We start from the raw sequence: 20377 nt of genomic DNA, 5'->3' as shown, positions 1-20377 counted from the left end.
GGAATCCCAAAGGGAGTCGCTACCGTCCATCCTCACCTAAGGAAAGTCTCTATAGAGAAATGAATATTCAGTTGAAACCAGCAAGCTTAGCTTGCTGGTTTTGATTTTCCAAGTGGCATGATATAATATACTAAGAATAGAGAAAGAGGCATGCTATGAACGAAATCAAGTGCCCCAACTGTGGGGAAGTCTTTACAGTCAACGAAAGTCAATACAGCGAACTCTTGTCACAGGTACGGACAGCAGAGTTTGACAAGGAAATTCATGAGCGAATTCGGCAAGAGTTGGCTTTAGCTGAGCAAAAGGCCCTTAATGAGCAACAAGAGAAGTTAGCCAAGAAGGACCAAGAAATTGCCCAATTACAAAACCAGATTCAACAGTTTGATACCGAAAAAGAATTGGCCAAAAAAGAGGTGGAGCAAACAGCTAGCCAAAGCCTGCTAGAGAAAGAAAAAGAAGTGCAAGCACTGGAGAATCAGTTGGCTACCTTGCGCTTGGAGCATGAAAATCAGCTTCAAAAAACACTATCTGATCTAGAGAAAGAAAGAGATCAGGTCAAAAATCAGCTCCTATTACAAGAAAAAGAAAACGAGCTTTCTCTGACTTCTGTTAAACAAAACTACGAAGCCCAGCTTAAAGCGGCTAATGAACAGGTCGAGTTCTACAAGAATTTCAAGGCTCAACAGTCGACCAAGGCCATCGGTGAAAGTTTGGAACAGTATGCGGAGAGCGAGTTTAACAAGGTTCGCAGTTTTGCCTTCCCAAATGCCTATTTTGAAAAGGATAACAAGGTCTCCGCGCGTGGTTCTAAAGGTGACTTTATCTTCCGCGAGTGTGATGAAAATGGAGTGGAGATTATCTCCATTATGTTTGAGATGAAGAATGAAGCTGACGGGACAGAGAAGAAGCATAAGAATGCGGATTTCTACAAGGAGTTGGACAAGGATCGTCGAGAAAAGAACTGTGAATATGCCGTTTTGGTGACCATGCTTGAGGCAGATAACGACTACTTCAACACAGGGATTGTCGATGTCAGTCATGAGTATGAGAAGATGTATGTGGTCCGTCCTCAGTTCTTTATCCAGATCATTGGACTCTTGCGCAATGCGGCCCTCAATTCCCTGAAGTACAAGCAGGAATTGGCGCTTGTCCGTGAACAAAATATTGATATTACCCACTTTGAAGAGGACCTAGATGCCTTTAAAGTAGCCTTTGCTAAGAACTACAATTCTGCTTCTGTCAACTTTGGCAAGGCCATTGATGAAATCGACAAAGCCATCAAACGGATGGAAGAAGTCAAGAAATTCTTGACCACATCAGAAAACCAACTCCGCCTCGCTAACAACAAGTTGGATGATGTTTCCGTTAAAAAATTGACACGGAAAAATCCAACCATGAAAGCTAAGTTTGATGCTCTGAAAGGAGAATAATCTTTGTATTCAGCTAAGAACGCTACCTTGTCCATGAATGGGAAAACCATGGACTATGTAACATTTGGTAAAGGTAAACAGCCATTAGTAATCATACCAGGCTTGGGTGATGGACTACAGACGGTTAAAGGTATGGCTATGCCTTTTTCAATCACATACCGTATACTTGCCAAACGTTACAAAATTTATGTTTTTTCTCGAATCAATGAGCTGAGACAGGGCTATACAACGCGGGATATGGCAGCAGATGTAGCAGAAGCAATGGAGGCGCTGAACTTAGATACATCTTATGTTATGGGGATTTCGCAAGGTGGAATGATTGCCCAATGGTTGGTGGCGGATTTCCCTGAAAAGGTTCAAAAGCTCATTTTAGCCGTGACCACTGCGAAACCTAGTCAACTTGCTAGAGAACGAATTGAGCATTGGCAAAAACTTAGTCAATCTGGAAATTTTAAGCATCTCATGCTGGATATTGCAAAGCATTCCTATACGCAAAAGAGCTATCAAAAGTGGCGGTTGCTTTATAATATTATGGGTCGCTTGGGGCGAATCAAAGATGAAAATAGAATAGCCATTCAGTCTCAGTCTTGCCTGGAACATAATAGCCGTGAGGTCTTAAAGGAAATTCAGTGTCCAACCTTTGTCCTTGGTGCGCTTGAAGATGATGTGATTAGTGTGGACGGATCCAAGGAACTGGCAAAAGCGATTTCGGGTTGTCAGCTCCTTATTCTAAAGCATTCTGGGCATGCTCTTTATGAAGAAAATAAAGCATTTCAAGAGGCTGTCTGTGGATTCTTAAACTAAAAAACGCTGGAAAAATTTCCAGCGTTTTTATTTAAATCGCAAAGAGATCGTTTAGGTTTTCTGCCATGGTTGGGTGGGTAAAGATTTGTTTTGCAATGTAAGTATAAGGGATCTTGTTGTCCATCGCCATGGTAATCAGGTTGATGATTTCGCCTGCAGCTTCTCCAAAGAGAGTCACTCCAAGAATTTCTTTGGTTTCTGGGTTAACCACGGCTTTGAAGGCACCTCGAAGGTCTGCATTGACGTGTCCGCGTGGCATAGCAGCAACTGGCAATTCTTTAACAGCAACTGGAAGTCCTTTGTCACGTGCTTCTTGCTCGGTCAAGCCGACTTGGGCAAGTGGAGGAGCAATAAAGAGTGTTGTCGCATAATTTCTACGAGTTTCGAGATTGTAGCTACCATCGCCTGTGAGGTAGTTGAAGACAATGCGGAAGTCATCGAGTGACATGTAGGTGAATTGAGGGCCACCATTGACATCTCCAACTGCAAAGACACCAGGGACGCTGGTTTCCAAATGACGGTTGACTTTGATCGCTCCACGATCAGTGACTTGGATGTCTGTGTTTTCAAGACCAAGTCCAGCTGTGTTTGGCTTACGACCTGTTGCGTAGAGAAGGATATCGAACTCAAAGTCTCCCTTATCTGTGACAACCGTTAAGCTGTTTTGGCCATCTTTGATTTCTTGGGTATGAATGCCTTGCAAGAATTGAATACCGTCTTCTTCAAGGTAGCCTTTTGCAAGAGCTGCAATACTTGGCTCGATCCGTGGCAAGAATGTTTCAGAAGCATCCAATACCGTTACTTGGCTGCCCAAGGTATTATAGAGATGAGCAAATTCCAATCCGATTGGTCCACCACCAAGGACACCCAGGCGTTTAGGTAGGTTTTCCAAACGTTGAATGCCGGTTGAATCCACGGCAAATTTACTTTCAGCCAAACCTGGAATCGGAAGGACAGTTGGCACAGCACCAGTATTAATAATAATGGTTTCAGCTGTCAATTCTTCCTTTTCATCTCCAGCTTGAATTTCGATGACCTTGTTAGAAACGAAACGAGCCGTCGCGTCGATAATGTCTACACCAGTTCCAGCAATAGTTGCATAGTTCTTGCCATTGAGACGAGTAGTGACTGCATTTTTCTCATTCATGGCTTGCTCAAAATCCAAGCCTTTTTCTGCTGCGACGATTAAGGTCTTAGTTGGAATACAAGCGATATTGATACAAGTACCACCATACATAGACTTGCTCTTTTCAATCAGAGCAACTTTTTTTCCTTGGCTTGATAATTTCGCTGCGAGTGTTTTACCAGCTTTACCAAATCCAATCACAATAACATCATACATTAACATATGTTACACCTTCTTTCGCTTTCTATTGTATCAAACCCATTTTAAAAAGTCTGAAATCTGCTACGGTATTTTTTAGGAGCTCATGAGAAGGGGGAAAGAGGGACAAGAAGTCTTGTTTCATGGTATAATAAAGGGTCGGTGGCCCGGATGGTCACACAAGAGTTAGAAAGAGCAAATCAGATGGACGGAATTATCAATGTAAAAAAGGAAGCAGGCATGACCTCACATGATGTGGTCTTTAAACTGCGAAAAATCTTAGGAACTAAGAAGATCGGCCATGGGGGAACGCTGGATCCAGATGTGGTGGGAGTGCTTCCGATTGCAGTTGGAAAGGCGACCCGGATGGTCGAATTCATGCAAGATGAAGGTAAGGTCTATGAAGGAGAAATCACTCTGGGATTTTCTACCACGACGGAAGATGCCAGCGGGGAAATCGTAGAGCGGACCCCAGTGGAAGCGCCTTTAGATGCAACAGAGGTCGATCGCATGATTGCCCAGATGGTGGGAGAGATCGAGCAGGTACCACCTATGTATTCAGCGGTCAAGGTTAATGGACGTAAGCTCTATGAATATGCGCGGGCAGGAGAAGAAGTGGAACGTCCTGTCCGGCAGGTAACCATTTATGAATTCACACGCACCAGTGAGATTGGCTACGAGGAAGGTCTAGCCCGTTTTCGTTTCCGGGTCAAATGCAGCAAGGGCACCTATATCCGGACCTTGTCTGTGGACCTTGGTCAGAAACTGGGCTATGCTGCCCATATGTCTCATCTGACACGGACCAGTGCTGCCGGTTTGTCACTGGCTGATGCCCTGACCTTGGAAGAAGTGGCTGAAAAAGTAGCCCAAGGAGATTTGAGCTTCCTTCACCCACTTGAAATTGGCACCGGGGATCTGGAAAAAGTAGAGCTGACAGTAGAAGAGGTTAGCGAAGTCCAAGTGGGACGCTTTATTCCAGTTGAGAGTGACTCCAAAGAGTTAGCTGCTTTTTACCAAGGAAAATTGGTAGCCATTTTAGAAAAAAGAGAAGAACTTTACAAACCTCGAAAAGTCTTTCTAACAGAAAGTGTGTTACAATAAATTCATGAATATTCGTACGATTACTACTGCTAACCAGATCCATTTGGAGAATGAGACAGTTTTGGTTCTGGGCTACTTTGATGGCCTGCATCTGGGGCATCAAGAACTCTTTAAAAAGGCGCGTCAGATCGCGGATGAAAAAGGCTTGAAGGTTGCTTTGTTAACCTTCCCTGAATCTCCTAAGTTAGCCTTTGTTCGCTACCAACCAGAATTACTACTTCATTTGCAGAGCCCTGAGGATCGGTTCCAAAAATTAAACGAACTAGGAGTGGATGAGCTCTTCCTCATTGATTTTACGACCGATTTTGCTTCTAAAACTGCGAAAGAATTTGTCGATCAATTTGTCAAAGCCTTGAGAGCCCGAGTTTTAATTGCTGGATTTGATTATAGTTTTGGCTCTGATAAGAAAACGGCCTCTGACTTAGTTGCTTATTTTGATGGTCAAGTGGAAGTCATTTCTCCTGTATTGGATCAGGGGGAAAAGATTAGTTCGACCCGCATTCGTCAAGCTGTCCTAGAAGGACGCGTCAAAGAAGCTGCCCGTCTACTTGGTCACCCTTTATCCAGTCGGGGAATCGTCGTGCACGGGGATGCGCGTGGCCGCACCATTGGCTATCCTACCGCCAATTTAGCGCCGATTGACCGGACCTATTTACCATCAGATGGGGTTTATGTAGTTGATGTCGATTTTAAAGGGCAGACCTACCGTGGGATGGCTTCTGTCGGGAAAAATGTCACCTTTGATGGGAAAGAGCTTCGTTTCGAAGTCAATCTCTTTGATTTTACAGGAGATATCTACGGTCATACCCTGACCATTCATTGGTTAGATAAGATTAGAGAAATGGTTAAATTCGATGGGATCGATCAACTAGTGGCGCAACTAGAAGAAGATGAAGCAGTTTCACGAAACTGGACCAAGAGGCTGGGACAAAAGTCCTAGCCTCTCAATTGTTTTTGGATTGTCGAGCAAAACGCAGTGGTTGAGTGGGCTCTACTACGCTGATTTCATCAGCTTTCACAGCCCTACTCAACTGTGCGGAGGTGGGACGACGAAATCGAATTCTAACGAATTACCGATTTCTGTCCCACTCTCTTTTTTCGGGCCTCTTCTTGGGAAAAATGAAAGGGATTTCTTTTTTCCACTGAAATTCAGAAAAATCGTCGAGAAATCAAAAAAGCGCTTTTCAAGCACCTATTTTTTTTGTATAATAGAGTCAGATAGTTATATATAAAAAAAGAAGTGAACCACATGATTACATTATTTTTATCGCCGAGTTGTACATCATGTCGAAAAGCTCGGGCTTGGTTAAAAAAGCACGATGTTCCATTTAAAGAACACAATATTATGACAAGTCCTTTGAGCAAACAGGAGTTGACAAGTATATTGGCCTTGACCGAAAACGGAACAGACGACATTATTTCAACTCGTTCAAAAATTTTTCAAAAATTGGATGTTGATGTTGAAGATTTATCCATCTCAGCCTTGATCCATCTGATTGAGGAAAATCCTAGTCTCTTGCGGAGACCGATTATTTTAGATAACAAACGCATGCAGATTGGCTTTAACGAAGATGAAATTCGGGCCTTCTTGCCACGGAGTTATCGCAAACAAGAGTTACGCTCTGCCACTCTAAGAGCAGAAATAAACTAAGAAGTATGTCGAATGCAAAAAAATTATAGTTACCCACTGGACTTATCGTGGAGCACTGAAGAGCTTGCTTCAGTGCTTTCTTTTTTCAATAAAGTTGAAGAAGCCTATGAAAGTAAGGTAGAAGCCAAAGAATACATGGAAGCCTACCGCGCTTTTAAGAAGGTCGTGCCTAGTATCGGAGAAGAAAAGCGTCTTGGACGGGAGTTCGAAGAAGTGAGCGGTTATTCTCTTTATCGTGCTACCCAGGCTGCAAAGCAAAAAGAGGAAGGATGGTTTTCTCTTGAAGAATAAATTAGAGTTTGCCAAACAAATCGTTTTAGAGGCTGGAGACTACTTGCGTCTTCATCTCCATGATGACTTGATGATCTCAAAAAAGACTGGGCCGACAGATTTAGTCACCCAGATGGACCAACAGGTTCAAAAGGATTTGGTTGAAAAAATCACACATCGCTACCCAGATGATCGGATTTTTGCGGAGGAAGATGGCCTTCGTTCACCGATTTCAGAAGGATCCGTTTGGGTGATTGATCCTATTGATGGGACCAATAATTTTGTGACCCAAAAGGAAGATTTTGCGGTAATGGTGGCCTATTTTGAAGACGGAATTGGTCAGTTTGGCCTGATCTACGATGTGATGCGGGATCACCTTTTTTACGGGGGTGGAGAATTCCCTGTTTATCGAAATGAGGTTGAACTAACACCCTTTGTGGACCAACCTCTAGAAAACTTTTTGATTGCTTCAAATGTCGGCATGCTTGAGAAAAATGACTGGGGCATGGCCGATCTTGGCATGGATTCTCTTGGAATTCGGGTTTACGGAAGTGCCGGTATTAGTTTTTCAAAAGTTCTCTCAGGTGGGATTCTAGCTTATTTTAGCTACATCTGGCCCTGGGATTATGCCGCAGCAGCGATCATGGGCGAACAGTTGGGCTATACCGTTTTAAATCTAAATGGAAATAAACCAAATTACCAGACGGTGGAACCCATTATGATGGTTCCAAAAGTGAAGTTAACAGAAATTCAAACCTATCTTAAGAAAGGGAGAAGTTAAATGAATTTTCCCAATGGTTTTAAAGAAAAATACCAGCATCTTCTAGGTGAGGATGCTGCTGCTTTTTTTACGACTTTTGAACAAGAAGCAGTATCGGCCTTTCGCACTAATCCCTTGAAAGAAGCTCAAAAAGTATTTGATGATCCGATTCCCAATACTCCTTGGGGACATTATGGAAAGGTCTCAGGAAAATCCATCGAGCACGCAACAGGCTTGGTCTATTCGCAAGAGCCAGCTGCACAGATAGTGGCCCAAGTCGCTCAGCCGAAGCCAGGGATGAAGGTCTTAGACTTAGCCGCAGCTCCTGGGGGAAAGACCACCCAACTCTTGTCTTATTTGGACAATCAGGGACTCTTGGTCTCCAATGAAATCCACAAGGGCCGCTCGAAAATTCTTGTAGAGAATGTCGAACGCTTTGGTGCGCGAAATGTGCTACTAACCAATGAGTCTGCCGATCGTCTGGCCAAAGTTTTCTCAGGCTTTTTTGATCTGATTGTACTAGACGCCCCGTGTTCAGGTGAGGGGATGTTCCGCAAGCAACCAGATGCCATGGACTATTGGTCCATCGATTATCCTCGAGAGTGTAGTCTTCTTCAAAGAGAGATTCTAGAGGATGCTCTCAAGATGTTGGTTCCAGGTGGTTCCTTGGTTTATTCAACCTGTACCTGGGCTCCTGAGGAAAATGAAGAGATCGTATCCTGGCTCTTAGATAATTTTGATCTAGAATTGGAAACGATCGAGAAGATCAATGGTATGGCAGAAGGCATTGACCATCCAGAAACGGCGCGCATGTATCCTCATCTCTTTAAAGGGGAGGGACAATTTGTTGCTAAGTTTCGTTATCTAGGAGAGAATCAACCTGCCAAAGTCCCTTCGAAGAAGGACCAATTATCTGCAGAACAAAAGAAATTATGGCAGGAGTTTGCTAAGAAACACTTGAAGATCACTCTAGAAGGTGTCCTCGAAACCTTTGGGGACGAACTCTACTTGGTTCCACTTGGTTTACCAGATTTGCGTAAAGTAAAAATTGCCCGAAATGGCTTGCACCTAGGGACCTTCAAGAAAAATCGATTTGAACCTAGTTTTGCCCTTGGTCTAGCATTGAGACCGAGTGAAGTCAAAGAGACCGTTTCGATCACGTCTGAAGACTTTGTTCATTATGTTGCGGGAGAGACGGTTCAATTGAAGGAAACGCATCCAAATGGATGGTACCAGGTCCTGGTTGAAGGCAATGGTTTGGGCTTTGCCAAAGTGACCGGACAGACCCTGAAAAATTTCTATCCAAAGGGGCTTCGTTTTAGGTAAAATGCTGGGCAAAGAACCCGTTCTATGATATAGTGGAAGTACAGGTTTTTTTGAAAAAAACTTGTCAAAATCATAAGTGAAATAGTGAAATATCAAGGAGACATGATTTGAAAAAGTCTAAAAAGCTGATCCTAGGACTAGCGACGATCGCATTAGCAGGAAGTTTATCTGCTTGTGCTTCTTGGATCGATCGCGGAGAATCCATCACTGCTGTCGGATCGACTGCCTTACAACCCTTGGTTGAAGGAGTAGTAGATCGCTACATTGAAGAACATCCTGGTAAGATTGTAAATGTACAAGGAGGAGGTTCTGGTACAGGACTTTCACAAGTTCAATCAGGCGCTGTGGACATCGGAAATAGTGACCTCTTTGCAGAGGAAAAATCTGGGATTGATGCCTCTAGTCTGGTCGATCATCAGGTAGCCGTAGCAGGGACAGCCATCATTGCCAATAAAAATATCTCAATCGACAATTTGACAACAGAGCAATTGCGAAAGATCTTTACGGGTGAATATACCAACTGGAAGCAATTGGGAGGTCCAGATCTTGAAATCACGATTGTGAACCGGGCGGTTGGTTCTGGTAGCCGTGCTGTCTTTGATGCCATTATCATGGATGGCAAACAACCCAAGCAGGCCCAAGAGCAAGACTCTAATGGAATGGTGAAAAACATCGTTTCTCAAACGCCAGGAGCCATCTCTTATCTAGCCTTTACCTACTTGGATAGCAGTGTCAAAACCATGAAGCTTAATGGCTATCAACCAACCAAAGCTAATGTCGTCAACAATAACTGGCCAATCTGGTCCTACGAACACATGTATACCAAAGGAAAACCCAATGAGTTGTCTAAAAAATTCATTGACTACATGATGACCGATGAGGTTCAGCAAAAAGTTGTTGGCAAGATGGGTTATATCCCGATCAATGACATGAAAGTAACCCGTGATTTAAAAGGGAATGTGTCAAAAAAATAAAAGAATTAGGTAAAAAATGAACGAAGTAGCAAAAAAAATGCTGACGAAATCAAAAAACTCCCGCCTAGAAAAATTTGGGAAAACCATTACTTTTTTATGTATGAGTTTGATTGTTGTCGTCGTTGCCATGATTTTGATTTTCGTGGCCCAAAAAGGTTTATCGACTTTCTTTGTCAATAAAGTCAATATCTTTAGTTTTCTATTTGGGAGTACTTGGAATCCTGCTGCAAAGGAATTCGGAGCCCTACCAATGATTCTAGGTTCCTTTATTGTAACCTTGCTTTCTGCCCTCTTGGCAACGCCGTTTGCCATTGGTGCAGCAGTTTTCATGACAGAAGTCTCTCCTAAAGGAGCTCGTTTCTTGCAACCAGCCATTGAGCTCTTAGTGGGGATTCCTTCAGTTGTTTACGGATTCATTGGCCTTCAAGTGGTCGTTCCATTTACGCGTAGTCTCTTTGGAGGGACTGGTTTTGGGATCCTCTCAGGGGTCTTTGTCCTCTTTGTTATGATCTTGCCAACAGTCACCTTTATGACGACCGATAGCCTCCGAGCTGTGCCCCGTCATTATCGGGAAGCTAGTATGGCCATGGGAGCGACCCGCTGGCAAACCATTTGGCATGTCACGCTCAAGGCAGCCCGCTCTGGAATCTTTACAGCGGTTGTCTTTGGTATGGCGCGTGCCTTCGGGGAAGCCTTGGCTATCCAGATGGTAGTCGGAAACTCGGCAGTGGTACCAACCTCGCTCACAACACCAGCTTCCACCCTCACCTCTATTTTGACTATGGGAATCGGAAATACCGTCATGGGTACGGTCAATAACAATGTTCTTTGGTCACTCGCCTTGGTATTGCTCCTGATGAGTCTTGCCTTTAACAGTGTGATTAAACTGATTACGAAAGAAAGAGGTAAGAAGAACTATGCACGCTAAACGAATGGATAAAATTGCGACAGGAGTGCTGTATGCTATTTCAGGGATCATCGTTGCGATTCTTGCCTCATTGATCCTTTATATCTTGGTCCGTGGCTTGCCCCATGTATCTTGGCACTTCTTGACTGGGAAATCTTCTTCTTACCAAGCAGGAGGAGGGATCGGAATTCAATTGTATAATTCCTTCTTCCTCTTGGTCATTACCTTGGTGATTTCTTTCCCACTATCTCTTGGAGCTGGGATTTACCTCTCTGAGTATGCTAAAAAAGGTCGCTTGACCAATTTGGTTCGTACCTGTATTGAGATCTTGTCTTCTTTGCCATCTGTCGTTGTAGGTCTCTTTGGTTACCTGGTCTTCGTTGTCCAGTTTAAATATGGATTTTCGATCATTTCAGGTGCCTTGGCCTTGACCGTCTTTAACTTGCCACAGATGACCCGCAATATTGAAGATAGCTTGCAGCACGTCCACCATACGCAGCGCGAAGCAGGTCTAGCACTGGGTTTGTCTCGCTGGGAAACTGTGATTCATGTCGTGGTACCAGAAGCTCTTCCAAGTATTATCACTGGGGTCGTCTTAGCTTCAGGACGGATCTTTGGGGAAGCTGCTGCCTTGATCTATACAGCAGGTCAATCGGCTCCAGCCCTTGATTGGTCAAACTGGAATATCTTTAGTGTGACCAGTCCGATTTCGATCTTCCGTCAGGCTGAAACCTTGGCCGTCCATATCTGGAAGGTCAACAGTGAAGGAACCATTCCAGACTCGATCGAAGTTTCAGCCGGTTCTGCCGCCGTTCTTTTGATCTTTATCTTGATCTTTAACTTTGGAGCGCGCAAACTCGGAAGTTACCTCCATAAAAAACTAACATCTGCTTAAAGGAGAAGAAATGTCAAAATACAATTGGGATGAGAGACACATCATTACTTTTCCTGAAGAAAAGGTGGTCCTATCGACCAAAGATTTGCATGTCTATTATGGAACGAACGAGTCCATTAAAGGCGTCGACATGCAGTTTGAAAAGAATAAGATTACAGCCTTGATCGGTCCCTCAGGATCTGGGAAATCAACCTACCTTCGTAGTTTGAACCGGATGAATGATACCATCGATATTGCGCGTGTTACGGGTGAAATTTGGTATGAAGGAATCGATGTCAATCGTCCAGATATCAATGTTTATGAAATGCGCAAGCACATTGGGATGGTTTTCCAACGGCCCAATCCTTTTGCCAAATCGATTTATAAAAACATCACCTTCCCGCATGAACGTGCTGGGGTGAAAGACAAGAAGATCTTGGACGAATTGGTCGAAACTTCTTTGAAACAGGCAGCTCTATGGGATCAGGTTAAGGATGATCTTCATAAATCAGCCCTGACACTTTCGGGTGGCCAACAGCAACGACTCTGTATCGCCCGGGCCATCTCTGTGAAGCCAGATATCTTACTCATGGATGAGCCTGCTTCAGCGCTTGATCCGATCGCGACAGCGCAATTAGAAGAAACCATGCTTGAGTTGAAGAAGGATTATACCATTGTCATCGTGACCCACAGCATGCAACAAGCAGCGCGTGCTAGTGATTATACCGGTTTCTTTTATCTTGGAAACCTCATCGAGTACGATAAGACTTCGAATATTTTCCAAAATGCGAAATTGCAATCGACTAACGATTATGTATCGGGTCACTTTGGATAAAGTAATATGACAACAAAAAGGAAAATAGAATGACAGAACCAATTTTGCAAGTCAAGGACTTGTCGGTTTATTACAATAAAAAGAAGGCTTTAAATAGTGTCTCCTTGGACTTTGCTCCAAAAGAGATTACAGCCTTGATTGGTCCTTCAGGATCAGGGAAATCTACCCTTTTAAAAGCCATTAACCGCATGGGGGACCTTAACCATGAGGTTACAACCACAGGCACTATCCTCTACAACGGTCACAATATCTACGGACCACGGACCGATACGGTCGAATTGCGTAAGGAAATCGGAATGGTCTTTCAACAGCCCAATCCCTTTCCAATGTCCATTTATGATAACGTGACCTACGGCTTGATGATTAATGGTGTCAAGGACAAGGCTGTCTTGGATGAGGCGGTTGAAACCTCACTGAAACGCGCTTCCATCTGGGATGAGGTCAAGGATCGCCTGCATGATTCAGCGATCGGACTTTCCGGTGGTCAGCAGCAGCGGGTCTGTGTAGCGCGGGTTCTTGCGACCAGTCCAAAGATTATTCTTTTGGATGAACCAACTTCAGCGCTGGACCCGATTTCAGCTGGTAAGATTGAAGAAACCTTGTATGGACTAAAAGACCGCTACACCATGCTCTTGGTGACACGCTCCATGCAACAAGCAAGTCGGATTTCCGATAAAACAGCCTTTTTCTTGGATGGGGATTTGATCGAGTACAATGACACCAATGAAATGTTCTTGAACCCAGCTAAGAAAGAAACAGAAGACTATGTCTCTGGTAAATTTGGATAGGAAGAAAATAAAATGTTACGAGTTCAATTTGAAGAAGATTTAGAGAAGTTGCATAATCAGTTTTATGCAATGGGAAATGAAGTGTTGAGTCAGATCAACCGTACAGTTCGTGCTTTCGTGACCCATGACCGTGAATTGGCCCGTCAGGTCATCGAAGATGATGCGGAGATCAACGAATACGAAGTGAAGCTTGAGCGCAAATCTTTTGAGATTATTGCTCTTCAACAGCCGGTTTCACAAGACCTTCGTGTCGTGATGACCGTCTTAAAAGCGGTCTCTGACTTGGAGCGGATGGGGGACCACGCAGTATCGATTGCCAAGGCAACGATTCGCATGAAAGGGGAAGTCCGTATCCAATCTGTTGAGGAAGAAATCAGCAAGATGGGCCGTGAAGTCAAAGATTTTGTCGAAGCGACACTAGATGTTTACCTCAAAGGCGATGTGGATTTGGCCTATGAAGTTGCTTCACGAGATGAAGTCATCAACCATTACTTCGATAGCATCCAAGAATTAGCAACAGAAGAAATTCGGAAAAATCCAGAGTCCATCGTGACGGGTCGTGATTATTTCCAAGTGATCAACTTCTTGGAACGCATCGGAGATTATGCAAAAAATATCTGTGAATGGGTAGTTTACTTTGAAACAGGTAAAATTATCGAAATGTAAGATCATGGAGTCTTTTCGATCTTAGACAGGCATTGTTATGCTTGTCTTTTCTTTTATCCCAACTTTGTGATAAAATAGTTTTATTAGGGCTTTTGATTGGAAAAGCGTAAAACATTTAAAGGAGGAAATTATGCAAGCAGTTGCACATTTTGTAGAAACATTCGTTCCAGAACATTATGAAGTGTTTTTGGATTTAAGTCGTAAAACCAAGACCTTTAGCGGTCGTGTGGTGATCACAGGTCAAGCCAAGGCGGACAAGATCTCGCTTCACCAAAAGGATTTGACCATCGAAACAGTAGAAGTAGCAGGTCAAGCCCGTCCATTTACGGTTGATGATGCCAATGAAGCAGTTTATGTTGAATTGGAAGGCACAGGTCAAGTGACAGTTACTCTGACCTATTCTGGTAAGATCACTGACAATATGACTGGGATTTACCCATCTTACTACAGCATTGATGGCGTGAAGAAGGAAGTCCTCTCAACTCAGTTTGAGAGCCATTTTGCGCGTGAAGCCTTTCCAAGTGTGGACGAGCCTGAAGCCAAAGCAACGTTTGATCTTTCTTTGAAATTTGACCAAGAAGAAGGTGAAATTGCCCTTTCAAATATGCCTGAAATCGATGTGAAAAACCGCAAAGAAACAGGAATTTGGAAATTTGCTACGACTCCACGGATGTCTTCATACCTCCTTGCTTTTGCTGCTGGAGATCTTCAAGGGATCACAGCCAAAACAAAAAATGGCACTCTCGTAGGTATCTATTCAACCAAGGCGCATCCGTTGAAAAACTTAGAATTTTCTCTTGATGTAGCGGTACGTGTCATCGAATTTTATGAAGACTATTATGGCGTGAAGTATCCAATTCCTCAATCACTTCACGTAGCGCTTCCTGACTTCTCAGCTGGAGCCATGGAAAACTGGGGCTTGGTGACTTATCGTGAAGTCTATCTCCTTGTAGATGAAAACTCAACTGCAGTTAGCCGTCAACAAGTTGCTCTTGTAGTCGCTCACGAATTGGCTCACCAATGGTTTGGTAACCTAGTAACTATGAAGTGGTGGGATGACCTCTGGTTGAACGAAAGTTTTGCCAACATGATGGAATATGTATCTGTCAATGCCATCGAACCAAGCTGGAATATCTTCGAAGACTTCCAAACAACAGGTGTTCCATTGGCCTTGAAACGCGATGCAACCGATGGAGTTCAATCTGTCCATGTGGAAGTTAAACACCCTGATGAAATCAATACTCTTTTTGACCCAGCTATCGTCTACGCTAAAGGTAGCCGTCTCATGCATATGCTCCGCCGCTGGTTAGGGGATGATGCTTTCCGTAAAGGTCTTAAAGCTTACTTTGAAAAACATCAATACGGCAATACCATCGGTCGTGACCTTTGGAATGCCCTAGGTGATGCATCTGGCCGTGATGTAGCAGCCTTCATGGATTCTTGGTTGGAACAACCTGGTTATCCAGTTCTTACAGCAGTGGTGGAAAATGATACCTTGAAGATCAGCCAAAAACAATTCTTCATTGGAGAACATGAAGACCAAGGCCGCCAATGGGTTGTGCCATTGAACAGCAACTGGTCTGGTATTCCAGACACACTTGAAACAGAAACGCTTGAAATCCCAGGTTATGCTGCCCTTGCTACTGAAAATAGTGAACCGCTTCGTTTCAATACGGAAAATACAGCCCACTACATTACAGATTACCAAGGAGAGCTCTTGGATGCGATTGTAGACAACATGGCTTCCTTGGATAACTTGAGCAAGCAACAAATCCTTCAAGAACGCCGTCTCTTGGCAGAAAGTGGTGTCATCTCTTATGCAAGTCTCTTGCCAGTCATCGAGAAATTGACCCAAGAAACGTCTTATTTGGTTGTATCTGCAGTATCATCAATCCTTCAAGGTCTCAGCCTCTTTGTGGACGAAGGGACTGAAGTAGAAGCAGCCTATAAGAAGTTGCTCGTAACCTTCAACCAATTCAACTTTGAACGCCTTGGTTTTGAACCAAAAGCTGGAGAAGCCGATGAAGATGAAATGGTTCGTCAATTGGTTATTTCAAATATGATCAAGGGGGATGATGCCAAAGCAAGCGCCAAAGCAAGTGAAATCTATGCAGCCCATGCAGAGGATATCAGCAAGCTTCCAGCCGCTATTCGTTTGCAAATCTTGATTAACCAAATCAAACACCATGAAAGCAAAGAATTGACTGATTTGTACTTGAACACTTATGCTCAAGCGACAGATGGCAACTTCAAGCGTCAATTGTCTACAGCTCTGGCTTATACAACCGATGCAGACACAGTTGAAAAGATTTTGACAGAGTGGAAGAACAAGGATGTTGTAAAACCACAAGACTTGGCAATGAGTTGGTATTTCACCTTCTTACACCATGAGTTCACTCAAGAATCTGCCTGGACTTGGGCGCGTGAAAACTGGGAATGGGTCAAAGCAGCTCTTGGCGGAGACATGAGCTTTGACAAGTTTGTCATCTACCCAGCCAATACCTTCAAAACAGCAGAGCGCTTAGCAGAATTCAAAGCCTTCTTTGAACCACAATTGTCTGATATGGCTATCAGCCGAAACATCAGCATGGGAATCAAGGAAATCGCAGCGCGTGTGGATTTAATCCAACGGGAAAAAGCAGCAGTAGAAGCCGCTATCCTTGCGACAAAATAGATTTAAAAAAATCGGTACAGAAATTTCTGTATCGATTTTTTAATGGACTTTGTATCTTATTTGAAATACCAGTGGTGTTTGAGGCTGGCAAAAATCGCCTTGCTGGTGATCGTGATGATGACCAGTTTGATGAGGTCAGCAAGGATAAAGGGAGCAACGACCAAAGTAAATGCTTTTTGGAGATCGGTATGCGTGACCAGCATAAAGCCGATAGCTCCTGACACAAAGAGGAGAGCACTACTGAGGAGATTGGCCAAAAAGATAGTGACAAGGCTGGATTTAGCACTCGTGAACAGAGACGTGATCCATGCTCGGAATGGGAAGAAGAGGAGGAAACCAGCAGTAGGACCAAGGAAATGCGAAGCGCCACCAGCACCGCCGGCAAATACTGGAAAACCTAAGAAGCCTAAAAGTAGGTAGAGACAGACTGTGACAAAGGCATGGCTGGGTTTATAGATGGTCCCGATGATCCCGATCATGAGTGTCTGCAGGGTCAAAGGAATTGGACCAAAGGGAATGGTGAATTGAGATAGGACGGAGATCATGGCCACTCCAATAGAGATGAGAACTAAGGGAAAGATTTTCTTCATAACAGTTAACCTCTTATTTATTTTATGGTAACTATTCTACAATAAGGGGTTCATCCTGTCAATAGCCCACGCTTGTTTTAGGTTTTTTTAAGTAAAAATTTAGTCAGGCTTAAGACTCCTGAAGTATAATCGCCTTACTAAAGGATCGAGCTCCCTTTAAATTTTAAAAGACAAGTACTTGTACAAAAAGATAAAAGGTAAAAAGATGAATCAAAAAGAAACAAAACAAGTTGTCGAAACGCAAGAATCAAAAGAAAAAATGGTTGTCCTCAAACGAAGCCCTAAGTGGTGGATTGGCATGGCAGCAGTTGGTGGATTGTTGGTCGGTGCTGGAAGTGGCTTTGGTGTCGGTGTCATCGCCTCTCAATCTTCCAATAACCAACAATTTTCTCAACCGGTCCAAACGGGTCAAAACCAAGGATCCAATCAGCAACAAAATAGTCAAAATGGCCATGCTTCACAAGGAAACCAGCAAAATGGCGGCCCACAGGAAGGCGGCCCTCAAGGCGGTGGTCCACAAGGTGGTGGCCAAGGACAAGGCGGCCCGCAAGGTGGCGGTCCGGGTCAAATGCCACAAGAAGGCAATGGTGGCCCACAAGGGAATGGTCCAGATAATGGCATGAACCAATCTGGCGGACAAGAAGGGAACCAGGGGTCCTCTAAAAAGTCCAATAAGAAGAATTCAAAAAATAAAAACAAGACGAGTGATAGTCAAAGTAACAAAGAAAACACGACAAATTCATAGAATAAGCCTTCCTCAGGCAGGCTGAATTTGATCATAAAACCAGGTTCTAAACTATAGGAAATGAAGGCAACTCGTGTTATAATGGTTAAGAATAGATTAGAAAGACTCACTCACGAAAGAGAAGAGGATACGACGATGATTAAAATTCTATTGGTCGAAGATGACCTTGGTTTATCAAATTCAGTATTTGATTTTTTAGATGATTTTGCGGATGTCATGCAGGTCTTTGACGGAGAAGAAGGTCTTTACGAAGCAGAAAGCGGGATCTATGATTTGATTTTGCTGGACCTGATGCTTCCTGAAAAGGACGGGTTCCATGTCTTGAAAGAATTGCGTGAAAAAGGCGTGACAACCCCTGTTTTGATCATGACAGCTAAAGAAAGTCTGGATGACAAAGGGCACGGCTTTGAGCTAGGGGCAGACGATTACCTCACCAAGCCTTTCTACCTAGAAGAGCTTAAGATGCGGATTCAAGCTCTCTTGAAGCGCTCAGGAAAGGTCAATGAAAACACCCTTAATTATGGCAATTTGAAGGTCAATTTATCTACCAATTCGACTTATGTGGATGGGAAAGAAGTGGAACTTCTTGGGAAGGAATTTGATCTTTTGGTCTATTTCCTTCAAAACCAAAATGTCATCCTTCCAAAGACCCAGATTTTCGATCGTCTCTGGGGCTTTGATAGTGACACAACCATCTCAGTGGTTGAAGTCTATGTTTCAAAAATCCGTAAGAAATTAAAAGGTACTGATTTCGTTGAGAACTTGCAAACATTGCGCAGTGTGGGGTATATCTTAAAAGATGCTAACCAGAATTAAGAAAACCGTCGGGGAAGATGATTTTTCCTACTTCATCCGATATTTTGGGCTCTTTACCTTGATATTCTCGGCCATGACCTTGATTATCATTCAGGTCATGCGCTCGAGTCTCTATACAACGGTTGATGAGAATCTCAAGACTCTCAGTCAGGATCCCTACTCACTTGTAGCGATTGCTTATCGAGATCAGCGACAGTCAAATACCAAAGGAGATGATAATGATCATGAGATGATGATCCCAGATCATGATAAATCAGAACCTAAAGGGGATGTCACATCCAATACCACTGTTGTTTTGCTCAATAAAAAATATGAAAACTTGACAACCGGTAATGGGTTTTTAAACTTCAAAACGGTGACGTTTGGTCGAAAGCTCCTCAAGAAGGTTTCCCAGCTTCAAATTACAAATAGCTATGGGAAAAAAGAAAGTTACCGGGCCTATATGGCAGAGTTGAGTTTATCTGATGATGAAAGTGATAGTGATATCAAGTATGCGGTTGTCATGACCAATATCAGTCAGCTAGAGCAGACCAGTGAAGAGCACGAAAGCCAAATCGCCCTTGTCATGATCTGCTTCTGGGGAATCTCTTTATTCGCTAGTCTCTTCTTAGCACGTCTCAGCGTCAAGCCCCTTCTTGAGAGTATGCAAAAGCAAAAGGCTTTCGTGGAAAATGCTTCCCATGAGTTGCGGACGCCCTTAGCAGTCCTGCAAAATCGTCTCGAAACGCTTTTTAGAAAGCCTGAAGCGACCATTATGGAATCGAGTGAGAATATTGCATCCAGCTTGGATGAAGTTCGAAATATGAAGCTCTTGACTACCAACCTTCTTAACATTGCCCGAAGAGATGACGGCTTGAAGCCGGAGATGGAAGATATCGAACCAAGCTTTTTCGATCAGACCTTCTCGAATTTTGAGATCATTGCGGAAGAAAATGACAAACTCTTCCGAGGAGACAATCAGGTGGACAAAGTCATTTGTTCTGATAGAACGCTCCTCAAGCAATTGATGACCATTCTCTATGACAATGCCTTGAAATATACCGATGAAGATGGCGAGATCCAGTTTGAAGTTCAATTGAAGGATAAAAATCTTCTTTTGAGAGTGCTGGATAATGGTCCAGGGATTCGAGATGAGGATAAGAAACGGATCTTTGATCGTTTTTACCGGGTCGACAAGGCCAGAACCCGTCAGAAAGGTGGTTTTGGTTTGGGGTTATCCCTCGCTAAGCAGATTGTAGAAGCCTTTAAAGGGACCATTCAAGTCAAAGATAATAAACCAAAAGGGACCATCTTTGAAGTGAAATTATCCATTAAGACGGAAAGTCGTAAAAAAAATCGTTCATAATCTTTAAAAAATAGAAAAGAGGAAAACCTATGAGTTCAAAAATGTTGCACACTTGCCTTCGTGTGGAAAACTTAGAAAAATCAATCGCTTTTTACCAAGATGCTTTTGGTTTTGAAGAAAAACGTCGGAAAGATTTCCCAGACTACAAGTTCACGATTGTTTATTTGGCCTTGCCTGGAGATGACTATGAGTTGGAATTGACTTACAATTATGATCATGGTCCATATGTCATCGGAGATGGCTATGCTCACGTTGCCTTGAGTACTCCTGATTTGGAAGGTTTGAATGCGGAACACAAGGCTAAAGGCTATGAAGTGACGGAACCAAAAGGTCTTCCAGGAACACAACCGAATTATTATTTCGTTGTAGATCCGGATGGATATAAAGTAGAAGTCATTCGCGAAAAATAAGAGGGACTAAAAACAAGGGCCGCTGTCGGCTACGACAGTCGCCCTCTTTTTTATGAAACCATTTACAAAAAAGGAATGTTTTTTCGA

General features: G+C 43.4%; 21 protein-coding genes. 19 read left to right on the top strand and 2 right to left on the bottom strand.

The features are described from left to right. Nucleotides 1–155: 155 nt before the first annotated feature. Both NML76_RS02625 and NML76_RS02620 read left to right on the top strand, forming a co-directional pair. Entirely contained in the window at nucleotides 156–1430 is a 1275-nt protein-coding gene (locus NML76_RS02625) for a DUF2130 domain-containing protein (RefSeq protein WP_023917750.1), read from the top strand. Nucleotides 1431–1463: 33 nt separating this feature from the next. Next, a complete protein-coding gene (locus tag NML76_RS02620) occupies nucleotides 1464–2234 on the top strand; it encodes an alpha/beta fold hydrolase (RefSeq protein ID WP_254732714.1) in 771 nt (256 codons plus the stop codon). A gap of 31 nt (nucleotides 2235–2265) precedes the next feature. Here NML76_RS02620 and NML76_RS02615 read toward each other — a convergent pair whose 3' ends face one another. Then, nucleotides 2266–3582: an FAD-containing oxidoreductase gene (locus tag NML76_RS02615; protein ID WP_254732598.1), complete on the bottom strand. Its 1317-nt coding sequence runs from the start codon at nucleotides 3580–3582 to the stop codon at nucleotides 2266–2268. A gap of 180 nt (nucleotides 3583–3762) precedes the next feature. On the opposite strand from NML76_RS02615, the gene truB reads away from it, so the two are divergent. The 13 genes from truB (at nucleotide 3763) to NML76_RS02550 (ending at nucleotide 16384) form a co-directional block, all read left to right on the top strand. After that, nucleotides 3763–4659, top strand: coding sequence for a tRNA pseudouridine(55) synthase TruB (gene truB / locus NML76_RS02610; protein ID WP_254732596.1), 897 nt, complete (start codon nucleotides 3763–3765; stop codon nucleotides 4657–4659). 4 nt (nucleotides 4660–4663) lie between these two features. Further along, nucleotides 4664–5599, top strand: coding sequence for a bifunctional riboflavin kinase/FAD synthetase (locus NML76_RS02605; protein ID WP_254732594.1), 936 nt, complete (start codon nucleotides 4664–4666; stop codon nucleotides 5597–5599). Nucleotides 5600–5908: 309 nt separating this feature from the next. Next, entirely contained in the window at nucleotides 5909–6310 is a 402-nt protein-coding gene (locus NML76_RS02600; protein WP_009732658.1) for a Spx/MgsR family RNA polymerase-binding regulatory protein, read from the top strand. 12 nt (nucleotides 6311–6322) lie between these two features. Further along, nucleotides 6323–6601, top strand: coding sequence for a UPF0223 family protein (locus tag NML76_RS02595; protein ID WP_003003480.1), 279 nt, complete (start codon nucleotides 6323–6325; stop codon nucleotides 6599–6601). After that, complete coding sequence (locus tag NML76_RS02590; protein WP_214259816.1) at nucleotides 6591–7361, top strand: inositol monophosphatase family protein; 771 nt, start codon at nucleotides 6591–6593, stop codon at nucleotides 7359–7361. The genes NML76_RS02595 and NML76_RS02590 overlap by 11 nt, the downstream gene beginning before the upstream one ends. After that, entirely contained in the window at nucleotides 7362–8666 is a 1305-nt protein-coding gene (locus tag NML76_RS02585) for an RsmF rRNA methyltransferase first C-terminal domain-containing protein (protein WP_214259815.1), read from the top strand. 107 nt (nucleotides 8667–8773) lie between these two features. Beyond that, nucleotides 8774–9640 carry a phosphate ABC transporter substrate-binding protein PstS family protein gene (locus NML76_RS02580; protein ID WP_129824200.1) on the top strand — a complete coding sequence of 289 codons (867 nt, stop codon included), beginning with the start codon at nucleotides 8774–8776 and terminating at the stop codon, nucleotides 9638–9640. A 16-nt stretch (nucleotides 9641–9656) separates the two neighbouring features. Continuing rightward, nucleotides 9657–10568, top strand: a complete 912-nt coding sequence (gene pstC, locus NML76_RS02575; RefSeq protein ID WP_003003307.1) for a phosphate ABC transporter permease subunit PstC — start codon at nucleotides 9657–9659, stop codon at nucleotides 10566–10568. Next, complete coding sequence (gene pstA / locus NML76_RS02570) at nucleotides 10558–11442, top strand: phosphate ABC transporter permease PstA (protein WP_003006597.1); 885 nt, start codon at nucleotides 10558–10560, stop codon at nucleotides 11440–11442. The genes pstC and pstA overlap by 11 nt, the downstream gene beginning before the upstream one ends. Nucleotides 11443–11452: 10 nt before the next feature. Next, nucleotides 11453–12256: a phosphate ABC transporter ATP-binding protein PstB gene (pstB, locus tag NML76_RS02565; protein WP_003006600.1), complete on the top strand. Its 804-nt coding sequence runs from the start codon at nucleotides 11453–11455 to the stop codon at nucleotides 12254–12256. Nucleotides 12257–12285: 29 nt separating this feature from the next. After that, nucleotides 12286–13044 carry a phosphate ABC transporter ATP-binding protein PstB gene (gene pstB, locus NML76_RS02560; protein WP_003003393.1) on the top strand — a complete coding sequence of 253 codons (759 nt, stop codon included), beginning with the start codon at nucleotides 12286–12288 and terminating at the stop codon, nucleotides 13042–13044. 12 nt (nucleotides 13045–13056) lie between these two features. Next, nucleotides 13057–13710: a phosphate signaling complex protein PhoU gene (phoU, locus tag NML76_RS02555; RefSeq protein WP_003006603.1), complete on the top strand. Its 654-nt coding sequence runs from the start codon at nucleotides 13057–13059 to the stop codon at nucleotides 13708–13710. Nucleotides 13711–13840: 130 nt separating this feature from the next. Continuing rightward, nucleotides 13841–16384, top strand: coding sequence for a M1 family metallopeptidase (locus tag NML76_RS02550; RefSeq protein WP_254732592.1), 2544 nt, complete (start codon nucleotides 13841–13843; stop codon nucleotides 16382–16384). Nucleotides 16385–16440: 56 nt separating this feature from the next. Here the strand turns inward: NML76_RS02550 and NML76_RS02545 are convergent, their stop codons facing one another. Beyond that, nucleotides 16441–16974 carry a biotin transporter BioY gene (locus tag NML76_RS02545; RefSeq protein ID WP_003006609.1) on the bottom strand — a complete coding sequence of 178 codons (534 nt, stop codon included), beginning with the start codon at nucleotides 16972–16974 and terminating at the stop codon, nucleotides 16441–16443. Nucleotides 16975–17179: 205 nt separating this feature from the next. Here NML76_RS02545 and NML76_RS02540 point away from each other — a divergent pair, with 205 nt between their 5' ends. From NML76_RS02540 to NML76_RS02525, 4 genes are all read left to right on the top strand, one after another. Then, a complete protein-coding gene (locus NML76_RS02540; protein WP_254732591.1) occupies nucleotides 17180–17719 on the top strand; it encodes a hypothetical protein in 540 nt (179 codons plus the stop codon). Nucleotides 17720–17854: 135 nt separating this feature from the next. Then, nucleotides 17855–18535 (top strand): response regulator transcription factor, encoded by a 681-nt coding sequence (locus tag NML76_RS02535; RefSeq protein WP_021152983.1) that lies wholly within the window; start codon nucleotides 17855–17857, stop codon nucleotides 18533–18535. Then, the gene (locus tag NML76_RS02530) at nucleotides 18519–19880 is read left to right on the top strand and encodes a cell wall metabolism sensor histidine kinase WalK (protein ID WP_254732590.1); all 1362 of its coding nucleotides are present in this window, start codon (nucleotides 18519–18521) and stop codon (nucleotides 19878–19880) included. The genes NML76_RS02535 and NML76_RS02530 overlap by 17 nt, the downstream gene beginning before the upstream one ends. A 29-nt stretch (nucleotides 19881–19909) precedes the next feature. After that, entirely contained in the window at nucleotides 19910–20290 is a 381-nt protein-coding gene (locus tag NML76_RS02525; protein WP_003006623.1) for a VOC family protein, read from the top strand. Nucleotides 20291–20377: the final 87 nt, after the last annotated feature.

It is taken from the genome of Streptococcus sp. CF8_Ac1-9, from assembly GCF_024295565.1.
Classification (GTDB): domain Bacteria; phylum Bacillota; class Bacilli; order Lactobacillales; family Streptococcaceae; genus Streptococcus; species Streptococcus parasanguinis_X.
Note: the sequence above shows the minus strand (reverse complement) of the source record. Positions and strands in the feature narration are given on the sequence as shown.

Coding starts and splice junctions, on each gene's coding strand:
- NML76_RS02530 (WP_254732590.1), top strand. CDS start 18,519: ATGCTAACCAGAATTAAGAAAACCGTCGGGGAAGATGATTTTTCCTAC.
- truB (WP_254732596.1), top strand. CDS start 3,763: ATGGACGGAATTATCAATGTAAAAAAGGAAGCAGGCATGACCTCACAT.
- NML76_RS02545 (WP_003006609.1), bottom strand. CDS start 16,974: ATGAAGAAAATCTTTCCCTTAGTTCTCATCTCTATTGGAGTGGCCATG.
- NML76_RS02625 (WP_023917750.1), top strand. CDS start 156: ATGAACGAAATCAAGTGCCCCAACTGTGGGGAAGTCTTTACAGTCAAC.
- NML76_RS02525 (WP_003006623.1), top strand. CDS start 19,910: ATGAGTTCAAAAATGTTGCACACTTGCCTTCGTGTGGAAAACTTAGAA.
- NML76_RS02585 (WP_214259815.1), top strand. CDS start 7,362: ATGAATTTTCCCAATGGTTTTAAAGAAAAATACCAGCATCTTCTAGGT.
- pstB (WP_003003393.1), top strand. CDS start 12,286: ATGACAGAACCAATTTTGCAAGTCAAGGACTTGTCGGTTTATTACAAT.
- NML76_RS02605 (WP_254732594.1), top strand. CDS start 4,664: ATGAATATTCGTACGATTACTACTGCTAACCAGATCCATTTGGAGAAT.
- pstB (WP_003006600.1), top strand. CDS start 11,453: ATGTCAAAATACAATTGGGATGAGAGACACATCATTACTTTTCCTGAA.
- NML76_RS02615 (WP_254732598.1), bottom strand. CDS start 3,582: ATGTTAATGTATGATGTTATTGTGATTGGATTTGGTAAAGCTGGTAAA.
- phoU (WP_003006603.1), top strand. CDS start 13,057: ATGTTACGAGTTCAATTTGAAGAAGATTTAGAGAAGTTGCATAATCAG.
- NML76_RS02595 (WP_003003480.1), top strand. CDS start 6,323: ATGCAAAAAAATTATAGTTACCCACTGGACTTATCGTGGAGCACTGAA.
- NML76_RS02600 (WP_009732658.1), top strand. CDS start 5,909: ATGATTACATTATTTTTATCGCCGAGTTGTACATCATGTCGAAAAGCT.
- NML76_RS02550 (WP_254732592.1), top strand. CDS start 13,841: ATGCAAGCAGTTGCACATTTTGTAGAAACATTCGTTCCAGAACATTAT.
- pstA (WP_003006597.1), top strand. CDS start 10,558: ATGCACGCTAAACGAATGGATAAAATTGCGACAGGAGTGCTGTATGCT.
- NML76_RS02540 (WP_254732591.1), top strand. CDS start 17,180: ATGAATCAAAAAGAAACAAAACAAGTTGTCGAAACGCAAGAATCAAAA.
- NML76_RS02535 (WP_021152983.1), top strand. CDS start 17,855: ATGATTAAAATTCTATTGGTCGAAGATGACCTTGGTTTATCAAATTCA.
- pstC (WP_003003307.1), top strand. CDS start 9,657: ATGAACGAAGTAGCAAAAAAAATGCTGACGAAATCAAAAAACTCCCGC.
- NML76_RS02620 (WP_254732714.1), top strand. CDS start 1,464: ATGAATGGGAAAACCATGGACTATGTAACATTTGGTAAAGGTAAACAG.